This is a genomic window from Bradyrhizobium ontarionense (assembly GCF_021088345.1).
Classification (GTDB): domain Bacteria; phylum Pseudomonadota; class Alphaproteobacteria; order Rhizobiales; family Xanthobacteraceae; genus Bradyrhizobium; species Bradyrhizobium ontarionense.
This window is the reverse complement of sequence record NZ_CP088156.1, coordinates 3,931,986-3,947,932: the sequence shown is the minus strand read 5'-3', so window position 1 is coordinate 3,947,932 and position 15,947 is coordinate 3,931,986. Positions and strand designations below refer to the sequence as shown.

Sequence of the window (15,947 nt, the reverse complement as noted above, 5' to 3'; positions counted from 1 at the left end):
GGCACTCGACGGCTTGCCGCTATTGCCTCAGCGCGTTGTCCTTGATCCGGCGCAGCGGCCGCAGCAGGGCGCCGAGCACGCTCTGTCGGTGTCCGATGACATCGACGTCGGCCAGCATGCCCGGCAGCACCGGATGGTCCGGCCCCAGCGCTGCCGCGTCGGCTTCGAGGCGCACCTTGAAATAGGGTACGCCGCGCTCGTCCTGATGCGCGTCGGGTGAAATGTCGGAAACCCGCGCACTCAATCCGCCATAGACGGAGAACTCGTAGGCACTGATCTTGACGATTGCGCGCTGGCCCGGCCAGACATCGGCGCGGTCGGCCGGCGAAAGCTTCATCTCGACATCGATCAAGCCATCCGACGGAACGATTTCGGCGAGCGGCTCTCCGGGTTTGACCACGCCGCCGATAGTTGTCACGTTCAGCTTGTTGATGATGCCGCTGACGGGTGCGCTGACGTCGGACCGGCTCATGCGGTCCTGCAGCGCCTCGATGCTCTTGGTGAGCTTCTCCAGCTCCGTCGATGTCTGTGCCCGTTCCTTTTCGGCGTCGGCCTGGAAGCGGGAGGTGACCTCGGCTTTGCGCTTCTCGAGCTCCGACAACGCGGCTTCCGCGCGCGGGATCTCGTGTGCAAGGTCGGAGAGGCGTGCGACCGCCTGCTGCAGCACCCGCTCGGCTTCGAGCTGCTCATTGTTCGAGGCTGCGCCTGCGGCGGTGAGCTTGCGCAAGGACGCCAGGCGCTCGTCGGAGATCTGCCGCTCGCGGGTGACGGAAGGCAGGCGTGAGCGTAGCTCCGACAGCTCGATCTCCTTTTGCCGCTGCTGCTGGGTGACGATCGAGAGCTGCTCGTTCAGGTTGGCGCGACGGCGTTGAAACAGTGATAGCTCGTTGTCGATCACCTGCTGGCTGATATTCAGGGCCGCCGGCGGAAACGACACCTCGCTCGCCCCGGTGGTCTCCGCCCCCAGTCTTTTCAGGCGGATTCGCTTCGCGGCCTGCTCGATCGCAGCCTGCGCCAGCTCCGATTTGAAGAAGCTGTTCTCCACGCGCATCAGCGGCTGGCCCGTGACCACCCGGTCGCCCGGCTTGACCATGATCTCGGCGATGATGCCGCCTTCGAGATGCTGCACCTCCTGCTTCATCTGCTGGGTGACGATGCGCCCCGAACCGCGCGTCACCTTGTCGATCTGGACGATCGCCGACCAGAGCAACGCTGCAAGCGTGCACAACCCGACGATCACAACGAAGCGCCCCTGGGCCTCGGTGGCGATGCGATCGATGCGGCGAGGAAATACTGCCAGTTGCCCTGTGGCAGAAGTACTCGCATCGATGGCAGGCGAACGCAGTGCCGCCGTTTCAACACCTGCAGGGATCTGATGGGCGCGGAGGGGATGCAATGCCGTCTCGGTCCGGATGAGCTGATTCACATAAACCGAAAGCGGTGCACGAACAATTAAGGCTAATGAATTAGTACGAGAGTCCTTCCGCCTTGCGGGTGCATTGCAGATCCCATGTTCCAGAGCAGCATCAAGTCTGAGCGTCACGCCGCGGTCGTCGACGCGGCGGTCGGGCGCCTTGCAACAATCGGCCTTGCGCAACGACCCGATCCGGAGCGGCTCGACGTGTCGCAGCTGCCCCCGCCGGATCACCTTGCGAGGCTTCTGGCGGAGATCGCCTCGATCTGGGATCGCCAGCGCGGCGAGCCGGTACGCGCCGGCGCGAGTGCAACTGATGACATCGACAGCCCTGAGACGCTGATCTCGTTCGCCGCGACCAACGGCATCGACGTCGTGTTCGAAAACCGCCTGGTGGCCTCGCTTTCGGCAGAAGATCTTCCCGCGGTCATGCTGACCAACGAGGGCATGGGGCGCATGCTCCTCGCGCGTCGCGGTCGTGAATTCATTGCCCAGCACGGCAGCCGGAACTATTCGATCGACAAGGATGCGCTCGCGGCCGAAGAGGCCGGCACGCTGTTTCTGGTGCGGCCGCGCGGCATCGTGCCGCCGGACAATCCCGTCGAGACCGTGGCGGAGCCGGCGTCTTCGGAGAGCAGCGATCCGGTTCGCGGAATCCTCGCGTTCATGACCGGCCGGCATCGCAAGATGCTGATCGAACTTCTGGTCGCGGCGGCTTTTTCGAACCTGATGCTGCTGGCGCTGCCGGTCTATTCGGGCCTGGTATTCGATCGGGTGATCCCGCACTCCGCGTTCGACACGTTGTGGGCGATTTCGATTGGCGTCACCATGGCGTTGCTGGCGGACCTCGCCGTTCGCTGGGTTCGCATGAAGATCCAGGATTCGCTTTCGAGCTCGGCCAGCGCCGCCATTCAGGGCTCGGTCATCAGGCGGCTGCTGCAGGCGAAAATGGGCGAGGCGCCGCGCTCGTCCGGCGCGATTACGCTCCGCTTGCGCAATCTCGATGCAATGACGCAGCTGATCCCGCAGCTCGTCACCGGCGTGCTGATCGACGTTCCCTTCCTGTTGATCGTCTTCACGCTGCTCTGGCTGAACGGTGGTGCGGTCGTGCTGGCGCCGTTGCTGGGCATCGGCGCGCTGGCAGCGCTGCATCACTGGACGAGCCTCGGCTCCGAGGCCGAGCAGAAGCGCTCGACCACATTGATGCAGCTTCAGACCAATCGCCTGAATGAAGCGGTGGAGGTGCTCGAGACGATCAAGTCGACTCGGACCGAGCTCCGCGTCCTGAACCGCTTCGAGCGGATCTTCGACGAGTACGCCTATTCGACCCATGTGTCGCGGCTGTATCAGGGGTTCGCGGCCTATGCGAACGTCACGATCGGGCAGATGATGGTCGCGGTCGTGCTGGTGATCGGCGTCTATGAGGTCTCCGCCGGAGACATGACGATCGGCGGTCTCTCCACCTGCTCGCTCTTGATCGGACGCGTCATCAGTCCGATCGGTCAGCTGATTGCGGTCTTGCATCGGACGTTGCAGAGTCGCGCGCTGCTGAGGTCGCTGGCGAACGAAACCCGACATCAGAGCGAGACCGCCGGCGACGAAAGCGGCGCGCTGCATCAGCCCGCGCAATGCGCGTTGCGCCTGCAGAGCGTTGCCTTCTCCTATCCAGGCCAGAGCACGCGGCAGATCGACAATCTGACCACGACGATCAAGCCGGGCGAGCGCGTGGCCATCGTCGGCCGGTCGGGGTCGGGAAAGTCGACGCTGCTGCGGCTGATCGCCAGGTTCGCCGAGCCTGATCGCGGCTCGATCCTGCTCGACGGGTTCGAGGTGCGCCAGTATGAGCCGTCGGAGCTCCGCAAAGCGCTGGGCTATATGGGCCAGGGCCCGGGTATCGTCGAGGACACCCTGATGAGAAACCTGATGCTGGGCCAGCAGCAGGTCGATCCGGAGCATTTTCATGAGGTCATGAAGCTGACCGGAATCGCCGATTTCGCAGCGACGCATCCGCAGGGCTTCGGCATGAACGTCGGCCCTCGTGGCGAGCGGCTGTCCGGCGGCGAGCGCCAGTCGGTGGCGCTGGCGCGAATCCTGCTCTCTGATCCCAAGGTGCTGCTGCTCGACGAGCCGACCGCGTCGATGGACACGATGCTCGAGGCGCGGCTGGTCAAGAACATCGGAAAATTCATCGGCGACCGGACGCTGATCGTCGCGACCCATCGCGCGCCGGTGCTGCAACTGGTCGATCGCCTGATCTGGCTGGACGGCGGCAAGGTCGTCGCCGACGGGCCGAAAGGCGAGGTGTTGAAGCGCATGTCCGGCGCGGCTGCCTGACGCGCCTCGGCAGAGCGAAGTGGGTAGAGCGGTCCGACGGCTCACCAGCTTGTTAACCCCTTCGCGTCAAATCGCGCGCTGCGTTATCCGGTCGCAAGCACCACGCGCCAGACTGAGGCGGTTTGTCTCGGAGGTCGCGAATGAGGCGCTTCACGCCGGAACAAACATTCCTGGCCGGCAAGATTGTCTTCAATATCGGCCAATCGTCGCTCGATCGCGTCGTACGCCGGATGTCGGAGGAGGGAACGACGCTCCAGCTCGAGACCGGTCTTGGCGGCTTTTCCCTCTTCCCTAGGGAGCGCCATTCCCGGCGCTTCCTCTTATCTCTGGCCTGGCGGCGCGGCTTCGCAGCCTCGCGGCGCGTTTTCGCGTCCGAGCTTTGCTCTTCGGGGCCCCCTTCATAGAGAAGGGCGCAGGGAAGGCCGGGTGCAGGCCGCACCCATGGCCCGCCTGCAGAAAAAAAGCAGGCGGCAGTCACCACAGGCTTGGCCGAACATCCGGCCTTCCCTGCGCGGCGGGCTTAACGGCTGCTCCGTGCTCTCCCAGGGGACCGGGCTTGCTTGCCCCCGTCATCGGGATGTCGCCGACCAAGACACCAGCGTCGGGGTGTCGGGACCACACGTCTTGACCGTCCGCCTCGGGTTCGTTCGTCCGCACGCGAAACGCGCACTGCGAGCCCAAAGCGGCCACCGCATCCCACGCTCCACGGTCCGTGACGATCGCGAAACGCCCCTTCAGTGAGCGCGAGACGGCGAAGTACATAACACAATTTCCGGAAAAAAGAAATAGTAATCTTGCTAAGCTGGACAGGCCGATCCACATTTCGTTTGGCGTGACAAAAAAACAGACCGAAAAGCTCGCTACTGATCAATTGTCGTGGATCAAATCCCCGGAATTGGCATTCGACTTGCCGGAGTGAGGGAGCCCGTCTAAGTTGAGCAACTCACGGAGGGGGTGGGCATGTGGAGCCGCCAAAGGACGGCTACGGCGATTCATATCTGTTTATGAACGGGGCAGCTATGGCTCTTATTGAGTGTCCTGAGTGCGGCGCTCGTGTGAGCGACCGCGCAGCCGCCTGCCCGCAATGCGGCCAGCCGATCGCTGAATATCCGTCGTCCGATCCACTGACTGCCGCACGTGCTCAGCGATGGCTCAAGAGCGAATCTGCTCACGGGGCCGAACGCCCGTTACCCAAGAAGGCCAACCGAGGATGCGCCAGTGTTTTCGTGCTCTTGCTCGTTTTTATCGGTATCGGCGCGATCATGGGAGGTCGCGACGACGAAAAAGAGAGTGCCAATCCTTCTTGCAAATCAGATTGGCGCCGATGTTCAGACAATGCTGATCTCGTGAATAACTTCCGAGACATTTCGTTCGGTCAGGCGTCATGCAAGATCGAGGCACAGAAGCTTGCAAAGTTCGGCGAACCAAAATTTCCATTCCTCGCTTTCAGCACGTTCTACAAGGGAGACAACTACGTGAAGAGCGGCATTGTGACCCTGGTCGAGAAGGAAGCCCAGTTCCAAAATGGATTCGGTGCGATGGTGCACAGTACGGTCGTCTGCAAATATGACCTTAATATCAAGCAAGCTGTAGAGGTTAAAGTGAGCGGCAATTGACGTCATGAAGATGGTTGCGGCGATCTTTCCGCATTGTCTTGTCCGCTGGACTGATTAACCGGTGAGGAAGCGTTTCTGACGCCATCAGCGTCTTGACAGTGACGTTTTTTGTTGTGTTCGGAGGTGGGGGAGCAGGGGGGGAGGTATGTCGGAAGGTCCGATTGTGGCGCCTACTTTATCTTCTAAGGAAGAGTTAGAGCTCGAAAAGCTGCGACTTGATATCCGCTTTGCTCGTCGTAGTTTTGCTCTGCAGCTAGCCAACTTCATTTCGCTCGTCTGCATGGCGCTGGTCGTATTTTACTTTTTTCAAAGGCCGCAGGTGCAAACGATGGAGGCTACGCGGGTCGCGAGTGAAAAGCATCAGGTGGCGCAACTTGTGATCGCAGCGCAGGCGATCTCGAATGAGCCGGAGCGGCTTCGTGTTCTCGACATGCTCGCCGAGCAATATCCGAGTCACACGTTCGTTGTGCGGATTGCCCGAAGTGTGAAGTCGATTGCTGAAGCGAGCACCCAAACGCCTAGTCAGCGTGATTCGCCAGCTCCCATGCAGGCAGGTCCTCAGTTTTCTGGAGGTGGAATGCGCTTGGGAGGGGATGGAAGTGTAGTGAGTACAGTAATCGCAGACTGCGGGTGGGCGCCAGCTATACAAGCGTCCCTCTCGGGTCATCTGCGGAGCCTGACCGGGCAGCTCGAAGACGAGCGGTCGCGTTCGAATGGCTCACCGGGCGACGTTGCGACGATAGGTGCCCTGCAAATCGCAATAGCTAACGTAGAGTCAAGGATCAAAAGCAGATCTGGCAGGTGTGCGGAAACTGCAAAGGAGATTCCAAGAATGCGTGGAACGTCTCCGCCGGCGTCATCGACAACCAAGCTCTTGCCCACTCCAACTCAAATGCCGCCCACTGTGGCCCTCGACTAAGACGTCATGACGTGAGCATTCTAGCGTTTCTCGGCCGGCGCGGGGAGCGATGAAATTGGTGCTGACGCGGCACTACCAATGTCAGCTGATCGTCGCTACTAAGAGTCTTCGGGTTGAAACTCTCGACCGATAGGAGCAATCGCGCGAGTTGCAGTGCGGCAGGAGCTGCGGTGGATAGACCGCAAGCGTCGCGATTTCCAGTACTCTCCCTGGTGGCTGGGCCTGCTTGCCTCCGCCATCGGCATCTGGATACAGTAATCATCAAGTTGGCGTAAATCGCCGCTAGAGCGCCGCCATTCCTACTGTTTTGGTAGTCTCGTATGAGGCTAGTAACTCCTCTATGCCGACCGGAATCTCACGAATGTTTTGGAGGATTCGGTGGACTGCGCATTGCCGCTTTGGCCAAAATCAGTCTGATTGGTCCGTAGTCGTCATCGGCGGACTTTCTGCAGTCCGAATCGTTCCTCGGAGGCTGATTGCGCCGACCCCATGCGTTCCTGGGGTGGCCGGTGGGCTGTGCGCCCGCTCAGCAGAAAGGAGGCAAACCATTGAGCATGGCAGGGGCCCAAAAGAGTACGTTTGTCCGAGTGTATTGGCGGTGGTGCAATGGGCGGCACGAGCGCGTCTGCAGTGCAACGCGTGGATCGTGGCGCCCCTTAAGTCAGCGGCAATCATCGGATCAACTCGATTTTGAGTTTTGATGGCCGGAAGCAGGGCTTCTCGGTCATTGGCGGATGATGGCTACTCAGTTTAGTGTTCGGGCTGCGGAGTCGGGTTTTGATGTCTCTTCAGGCGAGCTAGGTGATGCAATCAGCCAAAATGACCGCGGGGAGGGAGACCGTTCTTCGGAAAGCCAAGCTATTGGTCGATGTCTCGCACGAGAATCGACTTGTGATGACGATCTTGCAGTATGCGCGAAGCGGTCACGCGACAGATTTGATGGTTGAGCAGGCGATAGCGTTGGTGAACGGACAAGTCTCTGCTGCTCAAGAAGAAGGAGACGATGGTTGGCTCCGGTCAGCTCTTGAATTGAAGTTTGAACTTGAGAAGGCCCTCAAACTAAGCGTTAAATCACTGCGCCAGACGCAGGGGGGCTGGTGATGAGATGATAAGGGTGGAGACACCTTTGGCCCGAGCCCGTATTGCGCTTGGCCACCAGATTCGTCGTCAACCTCGCTGCTCTGGTGGAGTTGTCGATATTTTCGACTTGACGACTGATGAATTGATTGAATGCAAGGCTAAGGGGTCAAGCTCTGCTCTGGGCGAGGCGGCTGGACAGCTGAAGCGATATGCAAAGTCATTCCCGGGCACTAAATTGAGTGTCGCGGTTCCCGTTATCCAACTGGAGGCTGGTTGGCTGGCTGGCATCCTACGCCGGGAGGGCATCGATATAATTGAGGTTGAGAACTGAGTTGAGCGATTGAAAAGCTATAATCTTGGGCTACTCAGTTCGGGATGGATCATGCAAGGGTGCGCCTTCTGCTGTGCTCCGTTCGACTCCTATGCCAGCACGTGCCTAACCTTAATGATGGTGCCAATTTCATCTCATGTCCATCTCCGTCAAGACACTGAAGATGCTTTGGGGGTGAGCCGCAGGGCGATGCTCATTTCCTAATTGTAAGATGGATCTTTATCAGGATGAGACTCAAGCGGACGATCCAACGCTAGTTGGAGAAAATTGTCATATAGTGGCAGAGAGCGACGAAGGTCCTCGAGGGTCTTCATTAATGTCACTGGACCAGCGCGATAGCTACAAAAACGTGATCCTTCTTTGTCGTAATCATCATAAAATAATAGATGCGCAAGAGGGAAAGTACACAGTTCAGTACCTTCTCGATATGAAATCGGTCCATTAAAAGTGGGTTAGTTAGCAGTTGGGATTTGATGCCAAGAAGCAAAAGGACGATGAGTACTATGCTGATATAGTTGATAAGTGGGAGAAGGCCGCCAATTTGGATCATTGGCATGCTTGGACGAGTTTTGTTCTTGGTGGCGGTCAGCCTTCGATCGATCAATCAATAGATCGGCAATTGACGCAACTTAGCAAGTGGCTCCTCAGTCGCGTTTGGCCAGAGTGCTACACAGAGTTAGAGAGTGCGTTCTCTAATTTCCTTCGCGTGGCTAACGATTTTTGCAATGTTTTTCATAAGCATACGGAAACGAGTTCGTCGGACCACGTATACACTCGAAAATTTTACCAGATTGAGGAATGGAATCCGCAGCTGTACTCGAAGTTGTCAAAACAATACGATCATCACGTCGATCTAGTACAGGATTTGCTTCTTGAACTCACTCGGGCGGCAAATTTGGTTTGTGATCGGGTCAGGAAGGATTTGATGCCGAGTTATCGGTTGGAGGAAGGTAGGCTTTTGGTTTCAAGTGGTCCGACAATGGACCTCAAAATTCATACGTTCAGCCCGCAGTATAGTCGGGAGGAGAAAGAGCTGGAGCGCCCGTATCCCGGGCTTGAGAAGTTTATGGATGTACGTGAGCGACGGGACATCAGGTTTGGCAAAGGGCCGGCACCCTCCTAGCGCGAGGGCTTTACTGCAGGTAATTAGTCGCCGTTGGGAGCGTGCCCCCATCAAGCTGCGACCGAGTCGATTGCAATAGTCCGATACGCAACAGAACCTCATCCTACTGCAACCTCATCGGCAAATTCAGCGGCCCCCTGAATCCAAATCCATGCCACCGCACGCTGGCCGCATCCGGCAGGGTCATCCTCGGAAATCGCTCGAACAGCATCGGCAGCAGGATGGCGCCGACGGTGCGGCGGGAGAGGTGGGCGCCGGCGCAATGGTGTGGGCCGTTGCCGAAGGCCTGGTGGGGATTGGGGTCGCGCAGCGCGTTGTAGGTCTCGCCGTCGTCGAAGAGGTCCTCGTCGCGGTTCGCCGAGGCCTGGATCGTCATCACGGTGTCGCCCTTCGGGATCAGGCAGCCGCGGATCTCGGTGTCCACCATCACGAGGCGTGAGCTCGCCTGGATCGGCGCCACCCAGCGCACCCCTTCCTCGAAGGCGGAGCGCCACTTGTCCTCTGCGCGCACGGCGGCAAGCTGCTCCGGGTTGGTCAGGAGGCCGTAGAGGATCGTCAGGAGCGCGTCGCGCGGCTCGTTGATGCCGCCGCCGATCGCGATCTTGATGTTGGCGATGATCTGGCTGTCCGCAATCGGGGTCTTCGCGTTCACCATGAAGGAGAGCGCGGACGAATCCGGTTCAGTGCGCACGCGCTCCATATTGGCGCGGATGCAGCGGTCCATCTCCGCGTTCGCAAGGTCGGTCGCGTCGAACGGCCCTGGCGTCCAGCCGAAATTTCCGGCGCCGTCGATCAGGGCCTGCGACCAGCGCTGCATGTCGGCATCGCTGGCATTGGGAATGCCCATCACATGCGCGAGGATGCGCGCGGCCAGCGGGCCGGCAAGCGCAGGGAAGAGATCGACCACCTCGCCGCGCGGCAGCCGGTCGAGATAGTCAGCGGCGAATTTCGTGTAGAGCGGCTCCCAGACGGCTTCGATCGTCTTCGGCATCAGGGCCGGCATCATCGCCATGCGCTCGGCCCGGTGCTCGTCGTGATCCTTGCGCATCAGCGTATGCGCGAGGAAGGCGCGCTTCATCGGCGTGTTCGGATCGTTGGACGAGAACAGAGCCGCATTGTCCTTCACGTATTTGGTATCAGCCGCCTTGGTGAGGAACGTCCGGCCCACCGACTTGACCCGCAAGACGGGAGCTTCGCGCCGCAGGCGCTGGTAGATCGGATAGGGATCGCGCGTCAGCTCCGCGATCTCGATGGTCTCGTCCAGGGGAGCCAAGCTCGCGGTCGGCATGAGGCGCTCCTGTTGGATGCGGGCCAGCGCGTGTCGTGCCTGAGGATAGTGGCAGGGACGAAGCAGTCAATGCTGGTCCGATGCCCCGAGCAAGGACAGGCGTCTCTTCTGACCAAGGTCTGACCTCGCCAGTTCCGCGATGTGCGATTCCGCGGTTTACGGTGGCAGTGCACCAAATGCGCGACCGGAGACCGGCGCAGGGGAGAACGATCCCGATCGTGTCTCCGTCTTGAAGTCGTTCCGCTCCGACCACCTCTCCCCCCTCGCACCGGCGTCATCGCAGATGGCGGCTTGAGGTCTTCGCGGATCTGTTTCCGGGGCACAACGCCGTCGTATCGGTTTCAGCGGTAGCGCGATGTCATCGCGGGCGAAATCGTCGCGTAGCCGGTTTCTCCTATCCCACTGCATGCGCGTGTTCGCAATGTCACCGCGAGAGGAGAATGATGATGTCAATCAGACCTGGTGTGACCACCGTCGTAGCCACGTTGTTGTTCTGGCCGGCTTCGAGTCTCAGGGCAGGAGAGAACAAGGGCCCCCTCACGACGTTTGCCTCGCCCGCTCATCCTGATCCAACACGGTTCGCGGACGTTTTCCGGCAAGCGCCTATTGGGCACCGGCAGCCGCGGCCCGGCGGCATGTCTGATCCCCTGCAGGTCTCACCCGTCGACGTCACGCAGCGACGGGTCGACGCCGAAATCGATCGCAAGCTGATCATCTGCCGTGGCTGCTGATCATGCCGACAAGCGGCGGGCCTGTGCCTGGCCCGCCGCTTGTACGCGCGTGAGAGAAACATCCGCTACGTTGGCGTTCAACACCCTGGCTTCGACTCCCTTACAGGAACAGCCATGCCGAGCCATCAGTTCGCGCGAAACAGTAACAGCAATTGCCGTGGCGCGGGTCGGGTTACCCGCTAAGCCGCGGAATCAGCCGGAGTGCAGTGCCGTTGCCGATCGCCTTGAGGTCGGAGGTGGTCAGCCCCAATCGCTCCAGGTCGCGCATCTGATCCAGCCGGAAGTACGGATAGTCCGAGCCGTAGGTCACCTGCGACGTCGGGACCAGCTTCAACAACGCCCCGATCGATGGCGCGCTGGTCGCATTGGCCGTGTCGTAGTAAAGGCGCCGCAGTTCGCCCGTAATGCCGTCGGGCGCGAATTGATGCAGATCGGGCCGCGCCCCATAGAAGGATTCGATGCGGCCCGCCATCATCGGCATCGTGCCGCCCGCATGTGAGAACAGCCACCTGATGTTGCGCCAGCGCGCGAAGCCGCCCGACAGAAGCAGGCTCGTGATCGTGCGCGTGGTGTCGTGCGGCACCTCGATCACCGCCGGGAAAGTGCCCACGCTCAAAGCCGCGCAGCAATTCGCGACCAGCGGATGCACATAGACCAAGGCTGCGCGCCGGTTCAATTCCTCGAACACCGGCCGGTAACGCGCATCGCCCAGCCAGGTGTCGCCGTAATTGGTTTGCAGACCGACGCCATCGGCCTTGAGCGTGTCGAATACGTAGTCGATCTCGCGGAGCGTCCGGTCGGCATCGAGCATCGACAAGGTCGCAAGCAGCCCGAACCGGCCGGGACTATCCCGCATCATCTCGGCGGCGAAGTCGTTGCACTCGCGCGCCAGTTCGCTGGCCTTGTCCGGCCCGAGGTCGAACCAGACGCCGGGCGTCGACGCCAGCGACAGGATGGCGGTGCGGATTCCGGCCGCGTCCATATCCTCGATCTGCTTCTGTCGCGTCCAGGCGACCTGACCGGGAAAATGCGGCAGCTTGCGCGCGTCTTCCCAGTCCAGCCAGAGCTTCTGGTAGCGCGGTGGATAGAAATGGTGGTGGGTGTCGATCAGGCTGCGGTCTTGCGCAAGAGCGCGCCTGCCGGTCATGACGGCCGTCGCTCCCACCGCAGCCGTTCCGGCGATGAAGCTGCGGCGCGACAGCGCCCCCGGTGCTGCACAGCAGCCGCAACCCGGGCGGTGACGTCCATCCCAAGATCCAAGCATCGCGTCCTCTCCTCTGTTCGTCGCTTGACCACGCGCATTTCGAACTTGTCCGGCGCGGGCCTGTCGCTCAATGCAGCGGCGATCTCCGCGGCGTCAGGTAACGCTCCGCAGCCGGTGGACCGACGTTGTTGCGCTCCGACCCGCTCGCGAGCGTGATCGCAATTTCTTCGGCTACCAGTGGCCAGCGCACGACATCGAAAATGCCGGCCGCTACCAGGGTATCGGCGCCGATCTCGATCGCCGCTTTGGTGGCGAGGACGATCGGCACCCGTGGCAGCGCATCATGCAGGGCGGCAGCCGTCTGCAGCGAGGCTGAGCCGGAGTCGCAATGGCCGACCACGATCATGTCGAAGCAGTCCGCTCGGACACGGGCGGCTGCCAGCGCGGCTTCCGGACTGGAGAAGCCGACCGGCTCGTAACCGAGGGCTGCGAGCAGCTCTTCGTCGCGCAGCACGCTCGGATTGCTATGGGCGACGAGCAAGACAGTCTCGCCATTGCCCTTGGGAAGCCCGATATGCCGCGTCGACGCCGGCGCGGCCGCGGACACGCGTGGCAACCAGATCTCGAAGCGGGTTCCTTCGCCTGCCGTGCTTTGCACATTGAGCCCTCCGCCGTGCTCCCGGACGATTTCGCGCACCGTCGCGAGCCCAAGCCCGTTTCCGGACGGTCGTGTGGTGAAGAATGGCTCGAAGATCCGTTCCAGCAGGTGGGACTCGATGCCGTGGCCGGTATCGGTTATCGCGATGCAGACGTAGGGTCCGGGGGGGACGCTTTCTTGACTGAAAGTGCGTTGGGTCGTGACCTCGTGCAGCTCTGTTGCGATCTCGATGCGGCCGCCATCCGGCATCGCGTTGGCCGCATTCCTGCAGAGATTGAGAATGACCTGCTGCAGGGTGACGTGCTCGCCGGCGACGATCGCGGCGGTCGATGGTTGCCTGATGACGAGGTCGATATCATCCGGCAGCGAGACCTCGAGCAGCAAGGCTGATTCGGCGACCAGCGCGCCGATGCTCAAGGCCTTGCTGCCGGCGTTGCGGGCGCGTCCGAACAGGAGAATCTGGTCGATCAGATCCCTGGCGCGCTCGGCATTGCGCCTGATCGCGCCGAGATTGCGCACGAGCTTCGCATCTGAGCCGACATGCTCCTCGATGACCTCGGAATGCCCGAGGATTCCGCCGAGAATGTTGTTGAAGTTATGAGCGATGCCGCTGGTGAAGAAACCGATCTGCTCCATCCGTTGCGCCTGTTGCAGGCGCACTTCGAGCCGCGAGCGCTCTTGCTCCATGGACTGCCGCTCGACGGCGAGCACGATCGAATCGAGGGCCATGCGCAGGAGCGGAAGCTCGCCCTGCTTGGCCTGGCAGGGACGGCCGACGGCATCGAATCCGAGCGCTGCCGTGATGCCGTCATCGGCCTCCCGCGTGGCGCAGGCCCATCCGCCGAGACCGAGGCTCATGCACAGCGTTTTGGCCTCTCCCATCGGCATCCGCCCTACGCGCGGGATCTGCACCGTTCCGTTTGTATCAACTCCGAGCTGCATGGCAAGTTCGGGCGCCCGCGCTGGCCAGTCGGGCGGAAATTCGATGCCGGGTCTCTGCCATACCCGCACCCGCGGCGTCGGGCTGGTCATGACGAAATAGGCGCGGTCGGGCCCGATGAAGCCGCACATGTCGGCGAGGGCACCGTCGATCTCGCCGCCGAGTTCTTGCGGTGCGGCATTGATGAAGCGCATCGAGATGCGGGCGATGATGTGCTCGAACTCCGCGCGGCGCCGCAACGCCCTTGCGTGCGACTTCAGGAGCAGGCCGAGATAGACCAGGAACGCGACGATCACGAGCGAGGTGACGTAGAGCAAGACACGATATCGGCGCGCGGATGCGCGTGACGCCGTCTGCTGGTTGAGAAGCGTTGCACGAAGCTGATCCTGCTGCCAAGTCTGCGACAATCCATGCAGGCTCTTCAGAATGTTGTCGACGGATGGAAGAAGCCGGTTGAGCAGCCGTCCATGTGCAAGAAGCGCATCCGTGGAATCTGAAAGATCCGCTTCGCGCGCCTGTCGCTCCAGCTCATCGAGGCGATCGCGAACATTGCTGACCGTCGGTGGCGATGTATCGAGTGCCAGGCGCAGGACGGCCGCGACGGCGCTACTGATCGCCGGATCCAGTTCCGAGGTGTGAGGCTGCCCGCCGAACCGGCCGAAGAAGGCCAGCGAATTCTGCAGCAGCGCATTTTGGGTCTTGAAGTGTTCGACCAGCTCTTCCTGGCTCTCGACAGAGGCCACGAGCCGGTTGACGATCGCCGCCGCGGCGGCATCGGTGGATTGCGTCTCCTGCAGCTTCTGCAGCGAATCGTGCAGCGCATTTATGTCGTCGACCAGCGGATCGTAGTTGCGCAAGACGCCGACGCGCGCGGTGAAGACGTGCCGGTACAGCGCATTTTCGATCATGCCGAACCGGTTGAGTTCGGTGAATGCCCGGTCGAACCGCTCTGCTTGCGGATTCAAGGCCTGTAGCGACAGCCAAGTCAGCACGTACAAGAGAACGGCGACGATGGCAGCCGCCCAGCCCGGTCTCATGGTCTTGCTCCGGCGACAACGGGTGAGCCGCGGTAATTTCCCGTCAGCGTCTTGAGGAATGCCACGATCACGGCGATCTGCTTGTCCGTCAGCGTGCGGTCCAGCTGGGCTTTCGCCATCCTGCCGACAGCCTCTTCGAGGGTGGCAGCGCTGCCGTCGTGAAAATAGGGCGCGGTGGTCGCGACGTTGCGCAGGCTCGGCACCCGCACCACCTGCGGGCCGGTCGAGACCAGCGGCTCGAACACGCCTTGGCGCTGGAAGAGATTGCCGCCGACATTCACACCCTGATGGCAGGAAATGCAGCCGTATGATTTGAACAGGAGGTAGCCCTGGTGTTCATCCGTCGAAAGCGCCGATTTGTCGCCCCTGAGCCAGAGATCGAAGCGGCTGTCGGGCGTCAGCAGCGAGTGTTCGAACGTGACGAGGGCATCCAGCAGGCTGTCTCGATCCGCCTCGTGTCCATAGGCGGCGCGAAATTGCTGGACCATGTCCGGATCGGAATTGAGCTTGCGCACCACCTCGCTCGCTCTGCTCCGCATGCCGTGGGGGCTTTCGATCGTGGCATCGGCCTGTGCCGCCAGGGTGCGGAAATTGCCTTGCCAGCCGAACCGGAAGCTCAGCGCGGCATTGAACACGGTGAGGACATCCAGCTTGGCGGACAGATCCGGTGCGCAGCTCGATTGCTGATGCCCGGCGTCGGCGGCACCATTGCTGCGGATGTCGTGGCACGATTGGCACGAGAGATCGCCATTGGCCGAGAGGCGCGCATCCTGGAACAGCCGCTCGCCGAGCCGCAGCTTGCGGGGATCGGCCGGCGGCGGCTGCGGGATAGGTGTGATCGGCGCCTGACCCTCGACCGGACTGATCTCTGCCCAGGCGGGATCAGCCGAGGGCTGTGCCATCGCCGGCGTCCCAAGGCGGTCGGAGAGACCGATCCCGAGCCCGCACGCAGCAAGCAGAGCGCTCGTGATGATGGTCAGGGCGGATGGGCGCATCATGCTGGCCGGGGCTTGGGCTCTTCGACTGTGCAGCCGGAGCTCGCATTGCTGGCCACCGGGACCAGCTTGGGCGCGCGGGCGCGCCGCGCGCGGAGGTCATGGTCTTGTTCGGCAATGCCCTCTTGCTGAAGCTCGTCCTGCGGATCGGCCGGGATCTGAATCGGATGCATTGCCTGGGCGTAGGCGGCGCAGCCTTGAAGGAATTCCGAGATCACGAAGGATATGATCGCAGGCAGCAGATGCGGACAGGCGTCCTGGACGTCGAAGGCCACGC

Annotated in this window: 12 protein-coding genes; 6 read left to right on the top strand and 6 right to left on the bottom strand. The window is 61.5% G+C overall.

Features of this window, described 5'->3' with window-relative positions; genetic code table 11:
- Window positions 1–19 precede the first annotated feature (19 nt).
- Complete coding sequence (locus LQG66_RS17675; protein ID WP_231327460.1) at window positions 20–1,597, bottom strand: HlyD family type I secretion periplasmic adaptor subunit; 1,578 nt, start codon at window positions 1,595–1,597, stop codon at window positions 20–22.
- A gap of 24 nt (window positions 1,598–1,621) precedes the next feature.
- Between LQG66_RS17675 and LQG66_RS17670 the strand changes: the two genes are divergently transcribed.
- The 6 genes from LQG66_RS17670 (at window position 1,622) to LQG66_RS17650 (ending at window position 8,817) form a co-directional block, all read left to right on the top strand.
- Window positions 1,622–3,748 carry an ATP-binding cassette domain-containing protein gene (locus LQG66_RS17670; protein ID WP_231327459.1) on the top strand — a complete coding sequence of 709 codons (2,127 nt, stop codon included), beginning with the start codon at window positions 1,622–1,624 and terminating at the stop codon, window positions 3,746–3,748.
- A 140-nt stretch (window positions 3,749–3,888) separates the two neighbouring features.
- Entirely contained in the window at window positions 3,889–4,152 is a 264-nt protein-coding gene (locus LQG66_RS17665) for a hypothetical protein (protein ID WP_231327458.1), read from the top strand.
- Window positions 4,153–4,710: 558 nt separating this feature from the next.
- Complete coding sequence (locus LQG66_RS17660; protein WP_231327457.1) at window positions 4,711–5,364, top strand: zinc ribbon domain-containing protein; 654 nt, start codon at window positions 4,711–4,713, stop codon at window positions 5,362–5,364.
- Between the two features lie 1,723 nt (window positions 5,365–7,087).
- Complete coding sequence (locus LQG66_RS17655) at window positions 7,088–7,384, top strand: hypothetical protein (RefSeq protein WP_231327456.1); 297 nt, start codon at window positions 7,088–7,090, stop codon at window positions 7,382–7,384.
- Between the two features lie 521 nt (window positions 7,385–7,905).
- Window positions 7,906–8,139 carry an HNH endonuclease signature motif containing protein gene (locus tag LQG66_RS37415; RefSeq protein WP_425601319.1) on the top strand — a complete coding sequence of 78 codons (234 nt, stop codon included), beginning with the start codon at window positions 7,906–7,908 and terminating at the stop codon, window positions 8,137–8,139.
- 18 nt (window positions 8,140–8,157) lie between these two features.
- Window positions 8,158–8,817: a hypothetical protein gene (locus tag LQG66_RS17650; protein ID WP_231327455.1), complete on the top strand. Its 660-nt coding sequence runs from the start codon at window positions 8,158–8,160 to the stop codon at window positions 8,815–8,817.
- A 103-nt stretch (window positions 8,818–8,920) separates the two neighbouring features.
- Here LQG66_RS17650 and LQG66_RS17645 read toward each other — a convergent pair whose 3' ends face one another.
- The 5 genes from LQG66_RS17645 to LQG66_RS17625 form a co-directional block, all read right to left on the bottom strand.
- On the bottom strand, window positions 8,921–10,105 hold the full coding sequence (locus tag LQG66_RS17645) for a cytochrome P450 (protein WP_231327454.1): 1,185 nt from the start codon (window positions 10,103–10,105) through the stop codon (window positions 8,921–8,923).
- Between the two features lie 903 nt (window positions 10,106–11,008).
- Window positions 11,009–12,100, bottom strand: a complete 1,092-nt coding sequence (locus tag LQG66_RS17640) for an amidohydrolase family protein (RefSeq protein WP_231327453.1) — start codon at window positions 12,098–12,100, stop codon at window positions 11,009–11,011.
- Window positions 12,101–12,167: 67 nt separating this feature from the next.
- Window positions 12,168–14,675 (bottom strand): two-component system VirA-like sensor kinase, encoded by a 2,508-nt coding sequence (locus tag LQG66_RS17635; RefSeq protein WP_231327452.1) that lies wholly within the window; start codon window positions 14,673–14,675, stop codon window positions 12,168–12,170.
- Complete coding sequence (locus LQG66_RS17630) at window positions 14,672–15,673, bottom strand: cytochrome-c peroxidase (RefSeq protein WP_231327451.1); 1,002 nt, start codon at window positions 15,671–15,673, stop codon at window positions 14,672–14,674. Before LQG66_RS17630 ends, LQG66_RS17635 begins: the two co-directional genes overlap by 4 nt.
- Window positions 15,670–15,945: a hypothetical protein gene (locus LQG66_RS17625; RefSeq protein WP_231327450.1), complete on the bottom strand. Its 276-nt coding sequence runs from the start codon at window positions 15,943–15,945 to the stop codon at window positions 15,670–15,672. The genes LQG66_RS17630 and LQG66_RS17625 overlap by 4 nt, the downstream gene beginning before the upstream one ends.
- Window positions 15,946–15,947: the final 2 nt, after the last annotated feature.

Coding starts and splice junctions, on each gene's coding strand:
- LQG66_RS17655 (WP_231327456.1), top strand. CDS start 7,088: ATGCAATCAGCCAAAATGACCGCGGGGAGGGAGACCGTTCTTCGGAAA.
- LQG66_RS17635 (WP_231327452.1), bottom strand. CDS start 14,675: ATGAGACCGGGCTGGGCGGCTGCCATCGTCGCCGTTCTCTTGTACGTG.
- LQG66_RS17640 (WP_231327453.1), bottom strand. CDS start 12,100: ATGCTTGGATCTTGGGATGGACGTCACCGCCCGGGTTGCGGCTGCTGT.
- LQG66_RS17665 (WP_231327458.1), top strand. CDS start 3,889: ATGAGGCGCTTCACGCCGGAACAAACATTCCTGGCCGGCAAGATTGTC.
- LQG66_RS37415 (WP_425601319.1), top strand. CDS start 7,906: ATGGATCTTTATCAGGATGAGACTCAAGCGGACGATCCAACGCTAGTT.
- LQG66_RS17630 (WP_231327451.1), bottom strand. CDS start 15,673: ATGATGCGCCCATCCGCCCTGACCATCATCACGAGCGCTCTGCTTGCT.
- LQG66_RS17645 (WP_231327454.1), bottom strand. CDS start 10,105: ATGCCGACCGCGAGCTTGGCTCCCCTGGACGAGACCATCGAGATCGCG.